17 protein-coding genes and 2 riboswitches are annotated in these 17,566 nt (G+C 46.4%); of the genes, 9 read left to right on the top strand and 8 right to left on the bottom strand.

The features are described 5' to 3' along the window. Positions 1-81: 81 nt before the first annotated feature. Entirely contained in the window at positions 82-1,944 is a 1,863-nt protein-coding gene (gene htpG / locus K6T22_RS16160) for a molecular chaperone HtpG (protein WP_238238274.1), read from the top strand. 65 nt (positions 1,945-2,009) lie between these two features. Here the strand turns inward: htpG and K6T22_RS16155 are convergent, their stop codons facing one another. The 3 genes from K6T22_RS16155 to K6T22_RS16145 all read right to left on the bottom strand — a co-directional run bounded on the left by K6T22_RS16155 (position 2,010) and on the right by K6T22_RS16145 (position 5,159). Beyond that, on the bottom strand, positions 2,010-3,593 hold the full coding sequence (locus K6T22_RS16155) for a Na+/H+ antiporter NhaC family protein (protein ID WP_238238273.1): 1,584 nt from the start codon (positions 3,591-3,593) through the stop codon (positions 2,010-2,012). Positions 3,594-3,704: 111 nt separating this feature from the next. After that, positions 3,705-3,883, bottom strand: a riboswitch (Lysine riboswitch). Positions 3,884-3,975: 92 nt separating this feature from the next. Continuing rightward, complete coding sequence (locus K6T22_RS16150) at positions 3,976-4,713, bottom strand: uracil-DNA glycosylase family protein (protein WP_238238272.1); 738 nt, start codon at positions 4,711-4,713, stop codon at positions 3,976-3,978. A gap of 125 nt (positions 4,714-4,838) precedes the next feature. Then, positions 4,839-5,159: a heme oxygenase gene (locus K6T22_RS16145; RefSeq protein WP_023469797.1), complete on the bottom strand. Its 321-nt coding sequence runs from the start codon at positions 5,157-5,159 to the stop codon at positions 4,839-4,841. A gap of 85 nt (positions 5,160-5,244) precedes the next feature. On the opposite strand from K6T22_RS16145, the gene K6T22_RS16140 reads away from it, so the two are divergent. From K6T22_RS16140 to K6T22_RS16120, 5 genes are all read left to right on the top strand, one after another. After that, positions 5,245-5,904: an SAM-dependent methyltransferase gene (locus K6T22_RS16140; protein WP_238238271.1), complete on the top strand. Its 660-nt coding sequence runs from the start codon at positions 5,245-5,247 to the stop codon at positions 5,902-5,904. A gap of 9 nt (positions 5,905-5,913) precedes the next feature. Next, on the top strand, positions 5,914-6,798 hold the full coding sequence (locus K6T22_RS16135; RefSeq protein WP_238238269.1) for an ABC transporter ATP-binding protein: 885 nt from the start codon (positions 5,914-5,916) through the stop codon (positions 6,796-6,798). Continuing rightward, positions 6,795-7,601: an ABC transporter permease gene (locus K6T22_RS16130; RefSeq protein ID WP_238238268.1), complete on the top strand. Its 807-nt coding sequence runs from the start codon at positions 6,795-6,797 to the stop codon at positions 7,599-7,601. The genes K6T22_RS16135 and K6T22_RS16130 overlap by 4 nt, the downstream gene beginning before the upstream one ends. 124 nt (positions 7,602-7,725) lie before the next feature. Then, positions 7,726-8,799 carry a dual-specificity RNA methyltransferase RlmN gene (rlmN, locus tag K6T22_RS16125; RefSeq protein ID WP_023469793.1) on the top strand — a complete coding sequence of 358 codons (1,074 nt, stop codon included), beginning with the start codon at positions 7,726-7,728 and terminating at the stop codon, positions 8,797-8,799. A gap of 63 nt (positions 8,800-8,862) precedes the next feature. After that, positions 8,863-10,299 (top strand): DEAD/DEAH box helicase, encoded by a 1,437-nt coding sequence (locus tag K6T22_RS16120; protein ID WP_238238266.1) that lies wholly within the window; start codon positions 8,863-8,865, stop codon positions 10,297-10,299. Positions 10,300-10,320: 21 nt separating this feature from the next. On the opposite strand, the gene K6T22_RS16115 is transcribed toward K6T22_RS16120, so the two are convergent. The 5 genes from K6T22_RS16115 to K6T22_RS16095 all read right to left on the bottom strand — a co-directional run bounded on the left by K6T22_RS16115 (position 10,321) and on the right by K6T22_RS16095 (position 14,311). After that, a complete protein-coding gene (locus K6T22_RS16115) occupies positions 10,321-11,637 on the bottom strand; it encodes an NAD(P)/FAD-dependent oxidoreductase (protein WP_238238265.1) in 1,317 nt (438 codons plus the stop codon). Positions 11,638-11,713: 76 nt separating this feature from the next. Continuing rightward, on the bottom strand, positions 11,714-12,349 hold the full coding sequence (locus K6T22_RS16110; protein WP_053452025.1) for a nitroreductase family protein: 636 nt from the start codon (positions 12,347-12,349) through the stop codon (positions 11,714-11,716). Positions 12,350-12,398: 49 nt separating this feature from the next. Next, positions 12,399-13,034, bottom strand: coding sequence for a nitroreductase family protein (locus tag K6T22_RS16105; RefSeq protein WP_238238263.1), 636 nt, complete (start codon positions 13,032-13,034; stop codon positions 12,399-12,401). Between the two features lies 1 nt (position 13,035). Then, positions 13,036-13,491 (bottom strand): MarR family winged helix-turn-helix transcriptional regulator, encoded by a 456-nt coding sequence (locus K6T22_RS16100; protein WP_029342970.1) that lies wholly within the window; start codon positions 13,489-13,491, stop codon positions 13,036-13,038. A gap of 154 nt (positions 13,492-13,645) precedes the next feature. Beyond that, positions 13,646-14,311, bottom strand: coding sequence for a YczE/YyaS/YitT family protein (locus tag K6T22_RS16095; protein WP_238238262.1), 666 nt, complete (start codon positions 14,309-14,311; stop codon positions 13,646-13,648). Between the two features lie 152 nt (positions 14,312-14,463). On the opposite strand from K6T22_RS16095, the gene K6T22_RS16090 reads away from it, so the two are divergent. The 3 genes from K6T22_RS16090 (at position 14,464) to K6T22_RS16080 (ending at position 17,311) form a co-directional block, all read left to right on the top strand. Continuing rightward, a complete protein-coding gene (locus K6T22_RS16090) occupies positions 14,464-15,249 on the top strand; it encodes a DUF817 domain-containing protein (protein WP_238238259.1) in 786 nt (261 codons plus the stop codon). An 87-nt stretch (positions 15,250-15,336) separates the two neighbouring features. After that, the gene (locus K6T22_RS16085) at positions 15,337-16,608 is read left to right on the top strand and encodes a DUF2325 domain-containing protein (RefSeq protein WP_238238257.1); all 1,272 of its coding nucleotides are present in this window, start codon (positions 15,337-15,339) and stop codon (positions 16,606-16,608) included. Between the two features lie 64 nt (positions 16,609-16,672). Continuing rightward, complete coding sequence (locus K6T22_RS16080) at positions 16,673-17,311, top strand: DUF975 family protein (RefSeq protein ID WP_238238255.1); 639 nt, start codon at positions 16,673-16,675, stop codon at positions 17,309-17,311. A 113-nt stretch (positions 17,312-17,424) separates the two neighbouring features. After that, positions 17,425-17,527: riboswitch (SAM riboswitch) on the top strand. Positions 17,528-17,566 lie beyond the last annotated feature (39 nt).

Here is a 17,566-nt window from a genome sequence, read left to right as displayed (position 1 = left end):
AGATATTTCGAACTCCCTAATAATAGGAGATGAATTAGCACTCTATATGATTGAGTGCTAAAAAAGGGAGGCAGAATGAGCATGGAAACGAAACAATTTAAGGCGGAATCAAAACGATTGCTGGAGATGATGATTCATTCCATCTATACGCATAAGGAGATTTTCCTGCGCGAATTGATCTCGAATGCAAGTGACGCCATGGATAAGATGTACTACAAAGCGTTGACGGACGAGACGATTTCGTTCGAGAAAGAACACTACAAAATTACGATTGAACCAAATAAAGAAGCGCGTCAGCTCATCATTCGTGATACGGGAATCGGAATGACGAAGGACGAACTAGAAGAGAATCTCGGTACAATCGCGAAGAGTGGCTCGCTTGCCTTCAAGGCAGAAAACGAGGCACAAGACGGTCATGATATCATTGGTCAATTCGGTGTCGGATTCTATTCCGCATTCATGGTCGCAGACGTCGTCACTGTCGTTACAAAACCATTTGGCAGTGCAGTCGCCTATAAATGGGAATCGCGTGGTGTCGAAGGCTATACGATCGAGGAAGTCGACAAAGAAACCGTCGGAACGGAGATTACGCTCCACATCAAGGCGAACGAGGAAGAAGAATCGTATGACGAATACCTCGAGACGTATCGTTTGCGCAGTATCATCAAAAAATACTCAGATTTCATCCGTTATCCAATCGAGATGAAGGAACTCGAACGTCAGCCAATCGAAGGCAGTGATGAGACGGAAGAGGTTGAAGTCGTCAAGACGATCAACAGCATGGTGCCAATCTGGCGGAAGAACAAACGGGAATTGACAGACGAGGACTATACGAACTTCTACCAAGAGAAACGATATGGTTTTGACACACCGGCAAAACACATCCATATCAGTGTCGATGGTGCCGTTCGTTATCAATCGATCTTATTCATTCCGGAGCAGGCACCGTACGATTATTATTCGAAGGAATTTGAAAAAGGTCTCGAACTCTATGCCAACGGTGTCTTGATCATGGAAAAATGCAGCGACTTGTTGCCGGATCACTTCAGTTTCGTTAAAGGGATGGTCGACTCGGAAGACTTATCGCTCAACATCTCGCGCGAGTTACTGCAACACGATCGTCAATTGAAACTGATCGCGAAAAACATCCAAAGTAAAATCAAGACGCAACTCGAAGCCCTCCTGCGCGAGGATCGTACAAAGTACGAAACATTCTATCAAGCGTTCGGACGTCAGTTGAAGTTCGGTATGTATAATGATTATGGCATGCACAAAGAACAAGTGCAGGACCTCGTCCTCTTCTACTCAGCGAAGGAGAAGAAGTTGATCACGCTTGCGGAATACGTCGCAGCGATGCCAGAAGATCAAGCGCATATCTACTATGCGGCTGGTGAGAGTACGAATCGTTTAGATAAGTTACCGCAATCCGAGCTCGTTCGTGATAAAGGATACGATATCTTGTACTTCACGGAAGAAATTGATGAGTTCGCGATCCAGATGCTCGTGACATATAACGAGAAGACATTCAAGTCGGTCACGAGTAGCGATTTAGGGATTGAAGCAGAAGAAGCAGAGACGACAGACGCACAAACGGAGATGTTTCAAGCAATGCAGGAAGTGCTAAGTGGACAAGTCAAAGAAGTCAAAGCATCGACGCGTCTAAAATCACATCCCGTCTGTTTTGCGACAGATGGCGCGGTCTCGATCGAGATGGAGAAAATTCTAAAGGCAATGCCGAATAACGAAGGAGTAGAGGCGGTCAAGATTCTCGAATTGAACCCGTCACACACAGTGTTCCAATCTCTTGAAGCAGCGTATCAAAACGATCGTTCGAAATTCGAACGCTATACAAAATTAATGTATCAGCAAGCGTTGCTTGTTGAAGGACTTCCGCTTGAAGATCCAGTAGCGTTCGCGAATGATGTGTGTTTATTGATGGTGTGAAACGAATAGATATAAAAAAGGCATTGGATGCGCGCATCCAATGCCTTTTTTCGTAAAATGTTACATTAATCCGTCTGTAAATCCGAAGCGGTTTCGCCTTTTTTCGAGAGAACGTTTAAGACGACGACGAAGAGTACGAATGTGACAAGAGCTCCGATGAAACCGAAGACTGAAGACTCCGTGAAACCGATGACTAAATAACCGACTGCAGCAGTGACAGCACCAACTAAAGCATACGGTAACTGTGTCGTGACGTGGTCGATATGATGGGATCCAGCCCCAGTCGAACTGAGGATCGTCGTATCGGAAATCGGTGAACAATGGTCACCGAAGACAGATCCAGCAAGAACAGCAGCAAGCGTCGGTAACAAGAGTGAGGCATCGACAGCCATAACGAGATCCGCACCGATTGGCAACATGATCCCGAATGTGCCCCAACTTGTTCCTGTCGAGAATGCCATCAAGCCGGCAATCAAGAACAATAAGAACGGCAAGTACGAAGCGGAAATCGAGTTGCTGACGAAACTTGCAAGGTAGTCACCTGTTTTCATATCACCGATGACAGCGATGATCGTCCAAGCGAATAACAGAATCACGACTGCTGGCCACATCGAACGCATACCAGCGACGATGCTTGCGCGGTAATCGCGACCCGGAATTTTTCGTCCGATCAGCATCAGGAAAGCGACGATTAAACTAATGACGACACCAGCGACGAGTGAACGTGTGACGTCTGTTGCCTCAAATGCTCCAATTAAAGTAAACGGGCGATTATCGGCTGCAAGTGCCTGAGCACCTGTTCCGAGCAACGCACTGATCGTAGCGATGACGAGAACGACGATCGGAACGACGAGATCCCGTACCTTTCCGTTCGTGTGTTCCTTGACCTCTTTTGCCATCCCCATCGGTGTTCCTTTTGATGCATCGAAAAGTTCACCTTTTGCGGCACGGCGTTCGTGTTGTTTCATCGGTCCGACAGAGATACCAGAGTAAGCAATATAAAGCGTTAACAGAAGAGCGAAGATCGCATAGAAGTTCATTGGAACAATCATCATGAAGGCACTAAACGCTGAGTAATCCGTAATCGAGTGAGTGGTTAAGATACCAGCAATGATCGAGATGATGAATGCACCCCAACTTGAAAGCGGGCTAATAACACAGACAGGTGCAGCCGTTGAGTCAATCAAGTAGGCAAGCTTTGCTCGTGAGACACCACGACGATCCGTAAGCGGACGACTAACATTTCCGACAGCGAGACTGTTGAAGTAATCATCGATGAAGATCAGAATCCCGAGACCGAATGCAACCAAACGAGCACCACGTGCCGTTTTGACGTGCGTCGATGCCCATTCTCCGAAAGCGCGTGCGCCACCTGATGTCTGAATCAATGTGGAAAGGACGCCGAGCAATAACAAGAAGACAAGTAATAAAACGTTCCACTCGTTCAAGGCACCGTCCGCCCAAAAGAGGCTGAAGATATTCTTGCCGAGATAGGTCACCGTATCGATCGGGTTAAAACGGTGGAGTAACAGGGCACCGACGAGAATGCCGACACCTAGCGAAAGAACGACCTTTCGGGTAAAGATGGCTAATAAGATAGCTAGTAAAGCAGGTACAAGGGCAATGATGGAATCTGAATAGTTGACCATGAAACATATCCTCCTCTTTAATAAATGGCTTAAAGATGAGACCCCGCTGCACAAAAAAAGCAAGGGCACCGGCAACAAAGCCGACACCCTCGCTGGATGCGTCTTTCTTAGCCGAATTGGAGCGCTCCATACAAGTACTATGTATGGCAATCGATCGGGTATTTCCCGAATCGACCAACGACGATATGTTAGACACATACTGTCATTTCGGCGATGTCACCTTTCCTTTAGTCGTCTTCGTTGTCATCCTCAGACCAAGTACTGATTGAAATCGCGCCTCTACCTCATCGATAGAATAGTCATATTCTGTTCTTATGGACACTTTATCATGTATTTCAGAAACGATTCAACCATATATTCTGATAATTTAAGATAAAGTTGTCTATTCGGCAAAATGTTGAATGAGCTGTTTCATCAAATAGGCTTGGTTTTCCTCGAATTGTTTTTTTCGATGACCATTCGCGCCAGATGGGTGGGGAAAGCCGGAAAGAAGCTGATGCTGTTCGATTCGTCCGTCATGAATCAATCCACTGACTTGCGTCTCGACGACACGACCGAGCGGAATCAATAGCGCCGGTTCGCGTAATTGATTGATTTCAGCGACGAAATGTTCTTCTGCATAATGTTTCAGCAAAGGACTACGGCTGATTTTTGGTTGGTGCCCCGAGTAATTCTTTTCGCGATAAAAGACGGGTTGCTTTAACAGCGACGTTGGGTGCAATAATTTCTGATGTTGATGAAATAAGCTAGCCGTCGTCTCGATTCCGAGCAATGCTGGAAGTTCGAGTGTGTCGAGCATCTGGACGAGGTTACGTCGCATCGTTCCAGCAAAGCTTGCTGTATATTTGACGAGACGTGCCGTCTCTTCCAATGAAACACCATGATGGAGTGCATCCGTCGCTTCTTCGAAAGCGATTCGCATCTGTTCAAAACCTGGTGTGATCCCGATGATGACGACTTTTGCTTCAGTATTGACATATTCCCCAATCGGAGAGTAATAGACGGTCAGCTCGTTCTCCTGCTGCAATAAAAAGGCATCCGTCCATAATTCATCACGTCGTAACGTACGATCGTCGGGTAAGCTACGAATGGCTTGTTCAAATATAGTTAATGAATTCATGAAGGACCCTCTCTCTCTGTAATGGCACTATGATAACAAATAATACCATTTGAGACAATTCAACCCTTTCACTATTTATGTATAGGTATATAAAAAAAGGACTCGATACGAGTCCTTTTCGTGCATCATGCGCGTTCTTTGACCGAAGCCACTTCATAAGTCAGAATCTCGCTGCCGAGCATTGGCGATTCTCCTGCCTCACTACTCGCAGGTCGACTATGTGACGCTTTGAAATCGTCACTCTCCCGCCATGCTTGAAAACTCTTCATGTCTTCCCAGTACATGTTGACGTTCATCTCATCATGTTCTTCGATATTTTGTGTCAATAAGACCTCGACGCGGATGAATCCGTCCATCGTATCAAGTCCGCTTGGACGCGTAAAACGAGGAGCGAGAGCTGCAGCCATCCCTTTTTTGACTTTAATCCGGTTCGTAACGACGATCATCATGAAATCCCCTTTCAAAAACGAGTAACGTACTTCTTCAGTATAGTACGATGAAGGCAAGAATGTCGGAAAGAAGGAACAAAAGATGAATGAACAGGAATACGATCAACGATTACGAATTGAGACTATCGAGATGCAACACCTTTATGGTGTATTTAGTCACTACAATCGCTATGAACCGACGCCTTATGCGGCACTAGACGAATTATGCGAAACCTACCCGTTTCAAAAGCAGGATACGGTCATTGATTTTGGTTGCGGAAAAGGGCGCTTGAACTTTTACTTACACGACCGATTTGATTGTTCCGTCATTGGAATCGAGATGAACGGACAATTTTATGAGGACGCACTTCGAAATATGGTGAACTATCAAAGTCGACGGAAGCGACGTTCCGGAAGTGTACGATTTGAACAAGCATATGCCGAGCGATACGTCATTCCAGAGGAGGCGAACAAGTTTTATTTCTTTAATCCGTTCTCTTCTCAAATTTTCATGAAAGTAGTTGATCACATCTTAAGTTCGGTCGAGCGGTCCTTGCGCTCGGTTGATCTCATCTTGTACTACCCAACTGATGAATATCGAGAATACCTGGAGCGTCATACCGTATTCGAACAAATCGATGAAATCCGATTACGAGACTTTTATGACAAAAATCATGACGAACGATTTGTCATCTATCGTTTTGATCCGAACAAACTACTTCAAAACGGGTATGAATACAGTGATGAGAGAAATGAAAAATAAGGAGGTCGTATGATGATTCGCTTGGAGCATGTCACGAAAGAGTTTGCGCCGGGGCGTGGAATATTCGATGTCAGTTTTACGGTCGAGCCGGGAACAATCTTCGGTTTCATTGGACCAAACGGCTCCGGAAAATCAACGACGCTCCGACATTTGATGGGACTACTGGCTGCGGATGGTGGAAAGGCGACGATCGGCGGCTTTGATTGCTGGAAACAAAGTAAGGAAGTGAAGCAGTTGGTCGGTTATTTGCCGGGCGAGATTAGTTTACCTGGAGATATGACGGGAGCAGACATGCTGGACTTGATGCAACGGTTGCACGGCAGTGATCCGGCACGGCGACAATTGCTACTAAAACGATTTCCGTTTGAGACGAAGACGAAAATCCGTAAGATGTCAAAAGGGATGAAACAAAAATTAGCACTCGTCGGTTGTTTCATGAAAGACGCACCGGTTTATCTACTCGATGAACCGACAAGTGGACTCGATCCGTTGATGCAAGAACGTTTTTTAGAGTGGATTGAACAGGAGAAGCAGGCTGGAAAAGCGATTCTGATGAGTTCACATCACTTCCCGGAGATGGAAAAGTCATGCGACCGGGCTGCTTTAATCAAAGCGGGTCGTATCATCGTTGTATCAGATATCCATGAGTTGATTCGTTCAAGCCGAAAGGCGTATACGATTGTTTTTCGGAGTGAGATCGAAGCAGCGCAGTTCGCGATGCAGATCGGTACGGAATCGAAGCGAACAGAAGTCAGTTTTCAAACCGACGAGACGTTGACATTAAACCAGGCGATCGCTTATCTAACCCAGTATGATGTACAACTGATTCGTCCGTCAGTAGATGATTTAGAACAGGTCTTTTTGCATTATTACGGAGAGGAGGAGTCATCGTGATATTGTTGATCCGTTCTTTGTTCAAGCAAGTCAGAAAGCCAGTACTTGCCTATGCAGTAGGAACGAGTCTCTATTTATTGATGCTTGCATTGCTTTATCCATCGATGATGAAAACTGGTTTATTAGAAGCAAAACTTGAAGCATTACCCCCCGAAGTCTTGAAAGCTTTCCAGTACGATAAGGTGACAGGGTTTGATAACGTGCTAGATCTACTCGGTGGAAACTATTACGGATTGATCTTCCAAGTCATTGTGAGTCTATTCCTGCTCTCATTAGCGGCGCGCCTTGTTGCGCGACCAATCGATAACGGAGAATTGATCGTTTATCTCGCAGCACCTATTACACGACATGCATACACGCTTGCTGTCGCTGTCGTCATGGGTATCGCGAGTACGCTTCTCGTAGGACTAAATGGACTTGTTTTGATGGTGGCTGACTGGTCGATGACCGGTATTTCGATCGATGATGTCATCTTATGGCGGATTCAAGTTAATGCTCTCCTGTTACTCTTTGCGATTGGTGCCTTTACGTTATTCATTGCGACTTTATTTGATGAAGAACGACGCGCTTTTTCGCTTGCCGGTAGTGTATTAGTTCTCTCCATCGTTTTAACGATCCTATCCGGATTGAGTGATAAGACAGAGTGGCTCCGTTATCTATCTGTCTTTTCCTTATTCAATACGACGCAGTTACTAGAAGGAACGGATCATTTTCTTCTTCACTCGGTTCTCTTACTCGTCCTCTGCCTTGTTTTCCTGACAGGAGCGTTCGTTCAGTTTGGGCGTCGGAGTCTGTCGATTTGATCGAAAGTAACGCAAAAACTTTACAGAAAGTGAACATTTAGGATTTGAACGTTGCGTCAAGCGCTGATTTTTACTAAGATAAAGGAATGTTGTAGTTCTGGAAAAAGAAATGAGGTCTTTTGAAATGAATAAACCATCCATTTATGGATTAACGCTTGAGCAGATGACAGAGTGGTTATCGAATCAAGGGCACAAACCATTCCGTGCCAAACAAGTATGGGATTGGCTCTACCGTAAACGTGTCACGACTTTCGCGGAAATGACGAATGTCAACAAGGATTGCCTTGAGTTGTTAGATCAGAGTTTTACGATTGACTCGATGACAGAAGCGGTCAAGCAAGAATCAGCAGACGGAACAATCAAGTTCCTCTTCAAATTATATGATGGCAACTTGATCGAAACAGTTCTAATGCGTCATAAATACGGTCTTTCTGTCTGTGTTACGACACAGGTTGGCTGTAACATCGGCTGTAGCTTCTGTGCAAGTGGTCTCATCAAGAAGAGCCGTGACTTGTCAGCAGGCGAAATCGTTGAACAGATCATGAACGTTCAACATCACCTCGATGCAGTCGGTAACGAAGAACGTGTCAGCCACGTCGTCGTCATGGGTATCGGTGAACCGTTCGATAACTTCGACAACATGGTCGACTTCTTGAACGTCATCAAGGACCACAATGGTCTTGCGATTGGTGCGCGTCACATCACGGTTTCAACAAGTGGTTTGGCAGACAAGATCTACAAGTTCGCTGACTTGAAACTCCAAGTCAACCTAGCGATCTCGCTTCACGCACCAAACAATGAATTGCGTACGCAAATCATGAAAATTAACCGGGCGATCCCGCTTGAGAAATTGATGCCAGCGATCGATTATTACGTTCAAACGACGAACCGTAAAATCACGATTGAGTATATCTTGCTTCGTGGCGTCAACGACCAAAAAGAACACGCGGTCGAACTCGCGAAACTATTCGAAGACAAACGTCACCTGACGTATGTCAACTTGATTCCGTACAACCCAGTTGATGAGCACGGTCAATATCAACGCAGTACGTCTGAAGACATCACGACGTTCTACGATACGTTGAAAAAGAACGGCTTGAACTGTGGTGTTCGTCTTGAACACGGAACAGACATCGATGCTGCATGTGGTCAATTACGTAGTAAGCAAATCAAAAAAGATAAAGTAGCATCCAAATAATTCGTTGGGCTTCTCATCGTTTCGGTGGGAAGCTTTTTTTACGATAAGAAATGAGGACATCCTATGACACGTACACGATTCAATGATTTTAACTTAAGCACACCGATTCTCGATTCGATCGAGCAACTCGGTTACACGACACCAACCGAAGTCCAGCAATCGGTCATTCCGGTCGTATTATCCGGAAAAGACGTCATCGTCAAATCACGGACAGGGAGCGGGAAAACGGCATCGTTTGCGATTCCACTGTGTGAACTCGTCGAGTGGGAAGAAAATAAACCACAAGTTTTAGTCTTAACACCAACACGTGAGCTTGCCTTGCAGGTCAAAGAAGATATCATGAACATTGGACGTTATAAGCGGATCAAAGCGACTGCTGTCTTCGGCAAGCAACCGTTCCGTGGACAAGTGACAGAGCTCAAACAAAAGACGCACATCGTCGTCGGCACACCAGGACGCGTACGCGACCATATCGAGCGAGGAACGTTATCGCTTGAGAAAGTCCGTTACGTCGTTTTAGATGAAGCGGATGAAATGCTGAACATGGGCTTCCTCGATCAAGTCGATGCTATCTTGTCCGAGTTACCGAAGGAACGGATGACACTCTTATTCTCTGCGACTTTCCCAGAAGACATCGAACAGTTGAGCAATCGTTACATGGACGCACCAAAACGAATCGAAGCGGGTGAGACGGTCGTCTCAACGATCACGCATAGCTACATTCCGGTGACGGATAAGACGAAGTTCGCCATTTTAAAAGATGTCCTCGTCGCTGAAAACCCGGATCGCTGCATGATTTTCTGTCGGACGAAAGAACATGTCGATTTCGTTGCGAATGGCTTGCGTGCACATGACTATCCGGTTGAAGCGATTCACGGTGGAATGGAACAAGACGATCGACTCGATGCGATGAAGGCATTCCGTGCCGGGAAGTTCCGGATTCTCGTTGCAACCGACGTCGCAGCACGCGGAATCGATATCGAGAACATCACGCACGTCATCCAGTACGATCTCCCTGTCGAACGGGAAAGCTACGTTCATCGAACAGGTCGGACAGGTCGTGCGGGAGCTACTGGACAAGCAATCAGTCTTGTCACACCAGCAGACGAACGTCGCCTGAAGGAGATCGAGCAGTATCATGGGAAGCTGACACGCCGACAAGCACCGACCGAAAAGGACTTGATGCGCACAGCGGATGCGTTCGAAGAGAAGATGGCGACGGAAGATACGCGTTCGTCGAAAACGGAACAGCTCGATGCCGATATCATGAAATTGTTCTTTAATGGTGGGAAGAAGAAGAAACTCCGTGCCGTCGACTTTGTTGGAACGATTGCGAAGATTGAAGGCGTCACAGCAGACGACATCGGGATCATCTCGATTCAGGATACGTTAACGTATGTCGATATCCTGAACGGAAAAGGTCCGCTTGTCCTACGAGCGATGAAGACGACGAAGGTCAAAGGGAAACAACTGAAGGTGTACGAAGCATTCAAGAAGTAAAACAAGCCGGTCCATCTCCGCTTAGGCGAAGAGGGACCGGCTGTTTTGCGTCAAGGCATGTCCAAGATGAAGTCCGCTTGCGGCTGCCTGAGCAAGAGAGTGTGTCGCACCGGAACAATCACCGATCGCATAGACGCCGGGGCATGTCGTCTCAAACGTCTCGGACGTCTCAAGCATCGGTGCGTAAAACTTACCATCTAGTCCGTAAAGCAACGTATCTGCAGGGAGTTCCGTCTCAAGAAGTCGCTCAAGGCGCTCCAAAAAACCGTATAAGACGAGACAATCTTCTGCAGGAACTTCCGCGTGTAAGTTCCCAGGGGAAGCAGTTAGGGAAGGAATGATTTCGTTACGAGTCAATTGCTTCGTTGTCGTCGCTTGCGAAGTTCGAAAATCACCGAGTCGCTGGACGACGATGCGATCACCATCTTGATTGATTCCGCCAATGACATGCGTAGCATACGTATTGGCTTTTGCTAGCGTCGGAAAATAACGCGGGAGAAACAGTGTGAAGTTCAGATTCGTCGAGCCTTCTGTTGTCTCGTGGACGTTTTGACCGTCCGGCATGACGAGTCCTTCTTGGTATTTTCGAATGATCCGTCCACGCGGATTCATGCAATAAGTGACGGCTTGACCATGAGGAGAGTCGTAACCGAGCTTCGTCTCGAACGTCTCCTGTAGTAGCGTTCGAAAGATGAGTTCATCTGTTTCAATCCGCACACCGAGATCAAGTCTCGTCCGCTGTGGCGTGACACCAAGCGTCGCTAACTGGTGTAGCGTAAAGTCTGCACCGGAACGACCTGTCGCGAACACGATCCGTTGACTGACGAATGTCTCGTCCGCTGTTTTGATCGTAAACTGCTCGGACTTCGTAATCTGCTCGACTGTCGTTTCGAAGCGAGCATCGAGTCGCGGTAGTAAGGCATCCTCAAACGCTGTAAAGACGGTAGCAGTCCGTGCTGTGCCTAAATGACGCACCGTTGTCTCGACTGTGTGGAGACCGGCGCGGCGGGCGCGAGATGCTACAGTAGGCGAATGAGTGGAATAGGTTTCGATTGTATCTGCACCATATGTACATAAGAGGTCATCGACTTCTCGGAACAGTTGTTGTGTCGTCTCTGCGCCGATTTTTGAGACGAGTTCTCCACCGAATCCCGTTGCATAATTGAATTTTCCTTCTGATTTTCCGAGACCTGCGAATCCAAGATACGCATCTTCTGCCGTTCGTTCGCGGATCGGTTTTCCGGCATCGAGCAATAAGACACGCTGTCCATGTTCAACGAGCTGATGAGCGAGAAAAATTCCCGCTACACCGGCTCCGATAATCGTGACATCATACATCAAAGACGCCTCCTTTTCTCTGAGTATACAAAAAAGCCGGATTCCTATGAAAGGAATCCGGACCGGGTGGTCTTGCTTATTTCCATTCTGTGATGTCAGCGATTGGTAGACGAACAGATGGGTATCCTGCGTCAACTGCTTTACCGATTGAAAGCAGCATAACTGGGAGGTAACGCTCTTTTTCAAGACCGAATGCTTCTGCGATTTGGTCTTTTTCATAACCACCAATTGGGTTTGTATCGTAACCGTGTGCACGAGCCACGAGCATCAATTGCATTGAAACGAGACCAGAGTCGATCAAGATGCTATCACGTAATGTTTCAACGTCTTCTGGACGATAGAAACCTTTGATGGCTGGTACTTGGCGATCGCGTACTTCTTGTGGCATAAGACCTTTTTCAACAGCCATATCGTAGATTGTCTCGATGCTATCGACCGCGTTCATGTCACCGAAGACGGCGATGACAGCAGAAGATGTCTCGACTTGAACTTGGTTGAATTTCGCGAGTGGTGCAAGTGTTGCTTTACCTTCTTCGCTATCGATGACGAGGAAACGCCATGGTTGCATGTTGACTGAAGAAGGTGCAAGTGTTGCTTCTTCAAGGATTTGTGTCATTTCTTCTTTTGAGATCTTCACGTTTGTATCGTAGTTACGGATTGAGCGGCGTCCTTTGACGATTTCCATGAAGTCCGTTGTTGTTTGAGTAGTCATAATTATTCAATCTCCCTTGTGTGTTTTCTCTTTTTATAGTGTGAAAAACTTATTTCCAGTCTGCGATGTCGTTGATTGGCAGACGAACAGATGGGTATCCTGCGTCAACCGCTTTACCAATTGATAGCAACATGACCGGTACGTAACGCTCTTTCTCAAGACCGAATGCTTCCGCGATTTGGTCTTTTTCGTAACCACCGATTGGGTTTGTGTCATAACCGTGTGCACGAGCGACGAGCATTAATTGCATTGAAACAAGACCTGAGTCAATCAAAATGCTGTCTTTCAAATCGTTCGCTGATACGCTGCTGTACATACCTTGAATGGCTGGCACTTGGCGATCGCGTACTTCTTGTGGCATGAGACCTTTTTCAACAGCTGTATCGTAGATGTTCTCAAGTTGATCAACGGCGTTCATATCACCGAAGACGGCGATGACAGCAGAAGATGTCTCGACTTGAACTTGGTTGAATTTCGCGAGTGGTGCAAGTGTTGCTTTGCCTTCTTCGCTATCGATGACGAGGAAACGCCATGGTTGCATGTTAACTGAAGAAGGTGCAAGTGTTGCTTCTTCAAGGATTTGTGTCATTTCTTCTTTTGAGATCTTCACGTCTGTATCGTAGTTCCGGATCGAACGGCGTCCTTTGACGATTTCCATGAAATCTGTTGTCGTTTGCGTTGCCATATTAAATCGACTCCTCTTTTAATTTAGGTAATGTGTCGGCGTTCGCTTCGATACGTTGAATCATCTCAGCTAACGTCCGTTGTTCTTCAGCAGAGAATCCTTCGAGTAAGTTCTCGAGGAACTCATCTTTTTGTTCGCGTAATCGTGCAATGCGCGTCGCCCCTTGTTCTGTTAAGGAAACAAGAATCACCCGATTGTCAGCAGCTGAACGCTCGCGAGCAATCATCCCGGTCGATTCCAGGTGTTTGAGGTGACGGGTCACTGCCGCATGATCGACATTAACGCGTTTTTGCAATTCTTTTTGACTGATCGTTTGATCGACTTGAAGTTGAGCAAGTAAATCCATTCGAGTCTGACTGAAACCATCCGTACAGAGATCGAATTTTTGAGCAATCGTCTTATTGACGGAGACGAGTGCATAGATCAAACGTCCTTTTTCGTTGCAGGAAATACTCAATCCATCACATCCTTCCCTTCGTTCGAAGAAACCTTTGACGTATCAAAGATTGATATGTAAACGAATATAACGTGTTTATTTTGATGACGCAACTTATCTGCTTCTCACATAAAAAAAGATATCATTCAAGCGGAATGATATCGAGTCAGGCGACTTAGCTAATTTGGCGCTCGGATGCTGGAATTCCTTTTGCATCAATCGCTGCAATGATCCGGCGGAAATAAAACAACCAAAATTGCAGGAACGGTCCGATCAGGAAAATCGAGAGGATCGTACCGAAGAAAACAGGTCCCCCAAGCAACCAGCCAATGCCGCATGCCGTAACTTCCATAATCGTCCGCATCAGACGAATCGACGTTCCAAAACGCTCTGCAAGTGTCAGCGTTAATCCATCGCGTGGACCGGCCCCGTAACCAACAGCGACGTATAGACCGGCGCCCATGCCGATGATGAAGATTCCAAAAACGAGCCAGAGTGTATTCAACCAGACGGACTCAAAAGACGGTAAGAGATGAGAACCAAGGACAAGATTCATGAAGACACCGACGAAAATTGCGTTGACAAGCGTTCCGATTTGCGGTGTGACGCGGTCTAATGCGTATTTAACGAACACAAGTAAGAGACCAACGAGTAAGATGATCGTTCCGACAGACAGTGGTGTCTTCTTTTGAAGACCAAGATGTAACACGTCCCACGTCGAAACACCGAGTTCCGCTGTGATCATCATTGATGAGCCAAGGGCGAGTAAAAATAAACCAAGAAGGAAGAGTCCCCACTTTAACGTAGCGCGTAATAACCAGGAAGCGCGATGACGCGTCATGTCTGGCACCTCATTTCTTAAAATAATTGATTCGTTAACTGTATCATGAGGAAAGTGGAAGAAGAAAGACGAAATTTTCCGTTTTTTCCATCCTAAGAAGGAGGGGAAGGGCAAAAGAGAAACGTATACTGGAGAAAAAAGGAGGTAACAGGATGAAAGCGATTCGACATCTGATTCGTTTTACATATATAGAAGCCGTCTGTTGTGTCTTTCCCGTGATGATTTTCGCGGCGCTCGCTCTTTCACGTTATCTGCCGACTGAACCGATTGCGCGATACGATCTCTTGTTGCTGTGGTGTATTTTCGTTCAAATCGCGTTACTTGTCAGTCGTTATGAAACGATGGAAGAATTCAAACTGATCTTATTGTTTCATGTCATCGGTCTAGCACTTGAACTATTCAAGGTGAACGTCGGTTCGTGGAGTTACCCAGAAGACGCTTGGACAAAAGTGGCAGGTGTTCCACTGTATGCAGGGTTCATGTACGCAAGCGTCGCAAGTTATGTGTGTCAGGCGTTCAGGCGATTTCATTTACGATTCACAGCATTTCCTCCCCCTTGGCTTGCGATTAGTGTCGGCAGTCTCGTCTATCTCAACTTCTTCACCCATCACTGGATTTTGGACGTGCGCTGGATTTTGATGATTCTTGTCGTCCTCGTTTTCTATAAGTCATGGGTTCATTTTACGATCGAGCAGACGGTTTACCGGATGCCGCTCGTCCTGTCCTTTTTACTGATTGCTTTCTTCATTTGGATTGCTGAGAACATCGTGACGTTCTTCAAAGGCTGGGTCTATCCGCATCAAGAGGAGGGATGGGCAGTCGTTGATCTTGGCAAATTGTCTTCTTGGTTTTTACTTGTCATCATCACCGTTCTGATCGTCATCGTCGCGAAATACAAGCGTCAGGACCCGGCCGTGGAAATTCAGCAACGTACCTAAATAAAAAAATAACCTGGTTGTTTTTTTGAACTACTTCCGTATTTTTTCGTTGCTATAGTGAAAAAAACGAAAAGGAAGTGGTTACGGATGATGCAACAGGTGTTGGAACGAGCAACTGAATTGGTACAGATGAAATTAGCGGTCGTCGAGCGGTATGAAGATTGGCAACTCTGGCTCGACGAAGTGAACGGAATCGACGAATGGGTCAAGATGTCAGCGTATTATGCACCGCGCGACGTACAGGAAACACCAGTCATCGACGAAGTGGTGGAACTAGAGAAGCAGACCAGCGTAATGCCACAGCAAGTACCTGTCGAGCCAGTACGCAAGCAACGTTATGCCTATACGTTTCAGCGGGGATTAAAAGGCGGGACTTTACTAGAATGGTCCGGTAGCCATATTTCCGAACGGGACGTCCGAGAATGGAATCTCGAGCATGGCATGGAGGTCCGTGTCCGTGTCGAGCGTCAGGATGATCAGAAAACGCTGTGCCGTGTTGAAGCCGTCGTCTCGACAGAGCGGATGAGAGAGAATCCGGAACGTGTCGTGTTTGAACAAGCGATCGTCAAAGCGCACGGCATTGTTGAAGAGACGGTTAACGGTCCGCTACAGGATGAAGCGGGCAAATCGTTCTACTATGTCGTACCGGTAGAGGACATGCGCTATTTTCGACTAGAAGCAGGACAACTCGTCGATCTCGTCATGTGGCGGGGACGGAAAGAGAGCTTGACGATTGTCTGGAAACATCAGTTTACGTATGAAAAACCGGTTGCCAACGAACCATCAGATCGTCCTGTAAAAGTAGAACAATTAGTAGAGAAGGCACCTGTTACAGCGAAAAAGTCAGATCGATATGCACGGAAAATGAAACGGCAAACAGTTCCAAAACCTAAAAAAGCGCAGCGGCGCATTCGTATTCAAAAAGAGCGAAAAATTGAACCAATCGTGACGACAGCTGTACCTGGACAATTGATGGATTTCGTCGATAAGACACCGCTTGATTTCACGCGCTTCAAAGGTATGCGCCTTGTCATCGTTGGAAACGAACAACAAACGGCTGTTTATCGTGAGTTCTTTGCGCCAACAGGAATCGAATTAATTCATCTGGCAGGAGACGCGCAGTCCGCGAAAAAGATTGCTTGTCTCGCCAAAAAGACGGATGCCATCGTCGTCGTGACGAGTCGTGTCTCTCACGCTGCGAGTGCACATGTCATTGCGCAGGCGAAAAAACATGGTATTCCGTTTGCGATGGAACGTCTCGATGGTCGACGTTCCTTATATACAGCTTGCGAACGACAACTTGAGCGAGCATGGCTCAAAGAGCAACAACGGGACGGAAAATTATTGAAAAAAGAGTGAAACATTAGAAACTTTAAGCCGTAGAGTAAGAAGAGAACTTATTTTTTCAAGGAGGACCTTACTCATGTCATCTCAATTAAAAAAAGCAGCGAAGGAGTCGCTCAGCGGTCGTTGGGGATTTGCCATCCTCATGTTCGTACTGTTTTCTATCATCCAGAGCGTTCCGACGTTCATCGGACCTGATCCTCAACAAGATCTAAATGCGATGAGTGCAGTCAGTATCATTCTATCGATTTTATTGATCCCAATCGCAGCGGGTTGGACGTGGGTCGCGATGTCGTTCGCACGTAATGAAGAAGTCAAAGTAGCTGATTTGTTCGAACCGTATAAAATCTTCGGTAAAGTAATCGGCGTCTCGATTGTACAAGCGGTCTTTTTATTCTTATGGACACTACTCTTGATCATCCCTGGGATCATCAAGTCGTTCTCTTACTTGTTAACGTTCTACATCCTTCGGGATGAACCGTCAATCGGTATTCTTGAAGCGATTACACGCTCGCGTCAACTCATGGATGGACACAAGATGGAAGCATTCTTGCTCTTCTTATCGTTTATCGGTTGGGCGTTACTCGTAATTGTTACACTTGGTCTTGCTGTTTTATGGGTTGGACCATACTTCAGCGTTACAATGGCAAAATTCTATGATCGTGTTCGTGGCGAACAAGCGCCAGAACCAACATCGGATTTCGTCGCACCATATTAATACTGAATCCCGACATCATGTCGGGATTTTTTTATGTTTGAAACAATTCCGATGGGAAAAGACGGTTTAATGGTTGCTTTAGTTCAGTGAATTCTGTACGATAAATGCAACACATCTTATCTAGAGAAGTCGAGGGACTGGCCCGAAGACACTTCAGCAACCCCGCTATAGCGGAAGGTGCTACTTCCAGGAAGGGATACCTTCCGAAGATAAGAGCGGACAGGACAAGATACCGTCGCTCTTTTCGAACTTCGA

The sequence above is a fragment of the Exiguobacterium acetylicum genome (genome assembly GCF_022170825.1).
Taxonomy (GTDB): Bacteria; Bacillota; Bacilli; order Exiguobacteriales; family Exiguobacteriaceae; genus Exiguobacterium_A; species Exiguobacterium_A acetylicum_B.
Note: the sequence above shows the minus strand (reverse complement) of the source record. Positions and strands in the feature narration are given on the sequence as shown.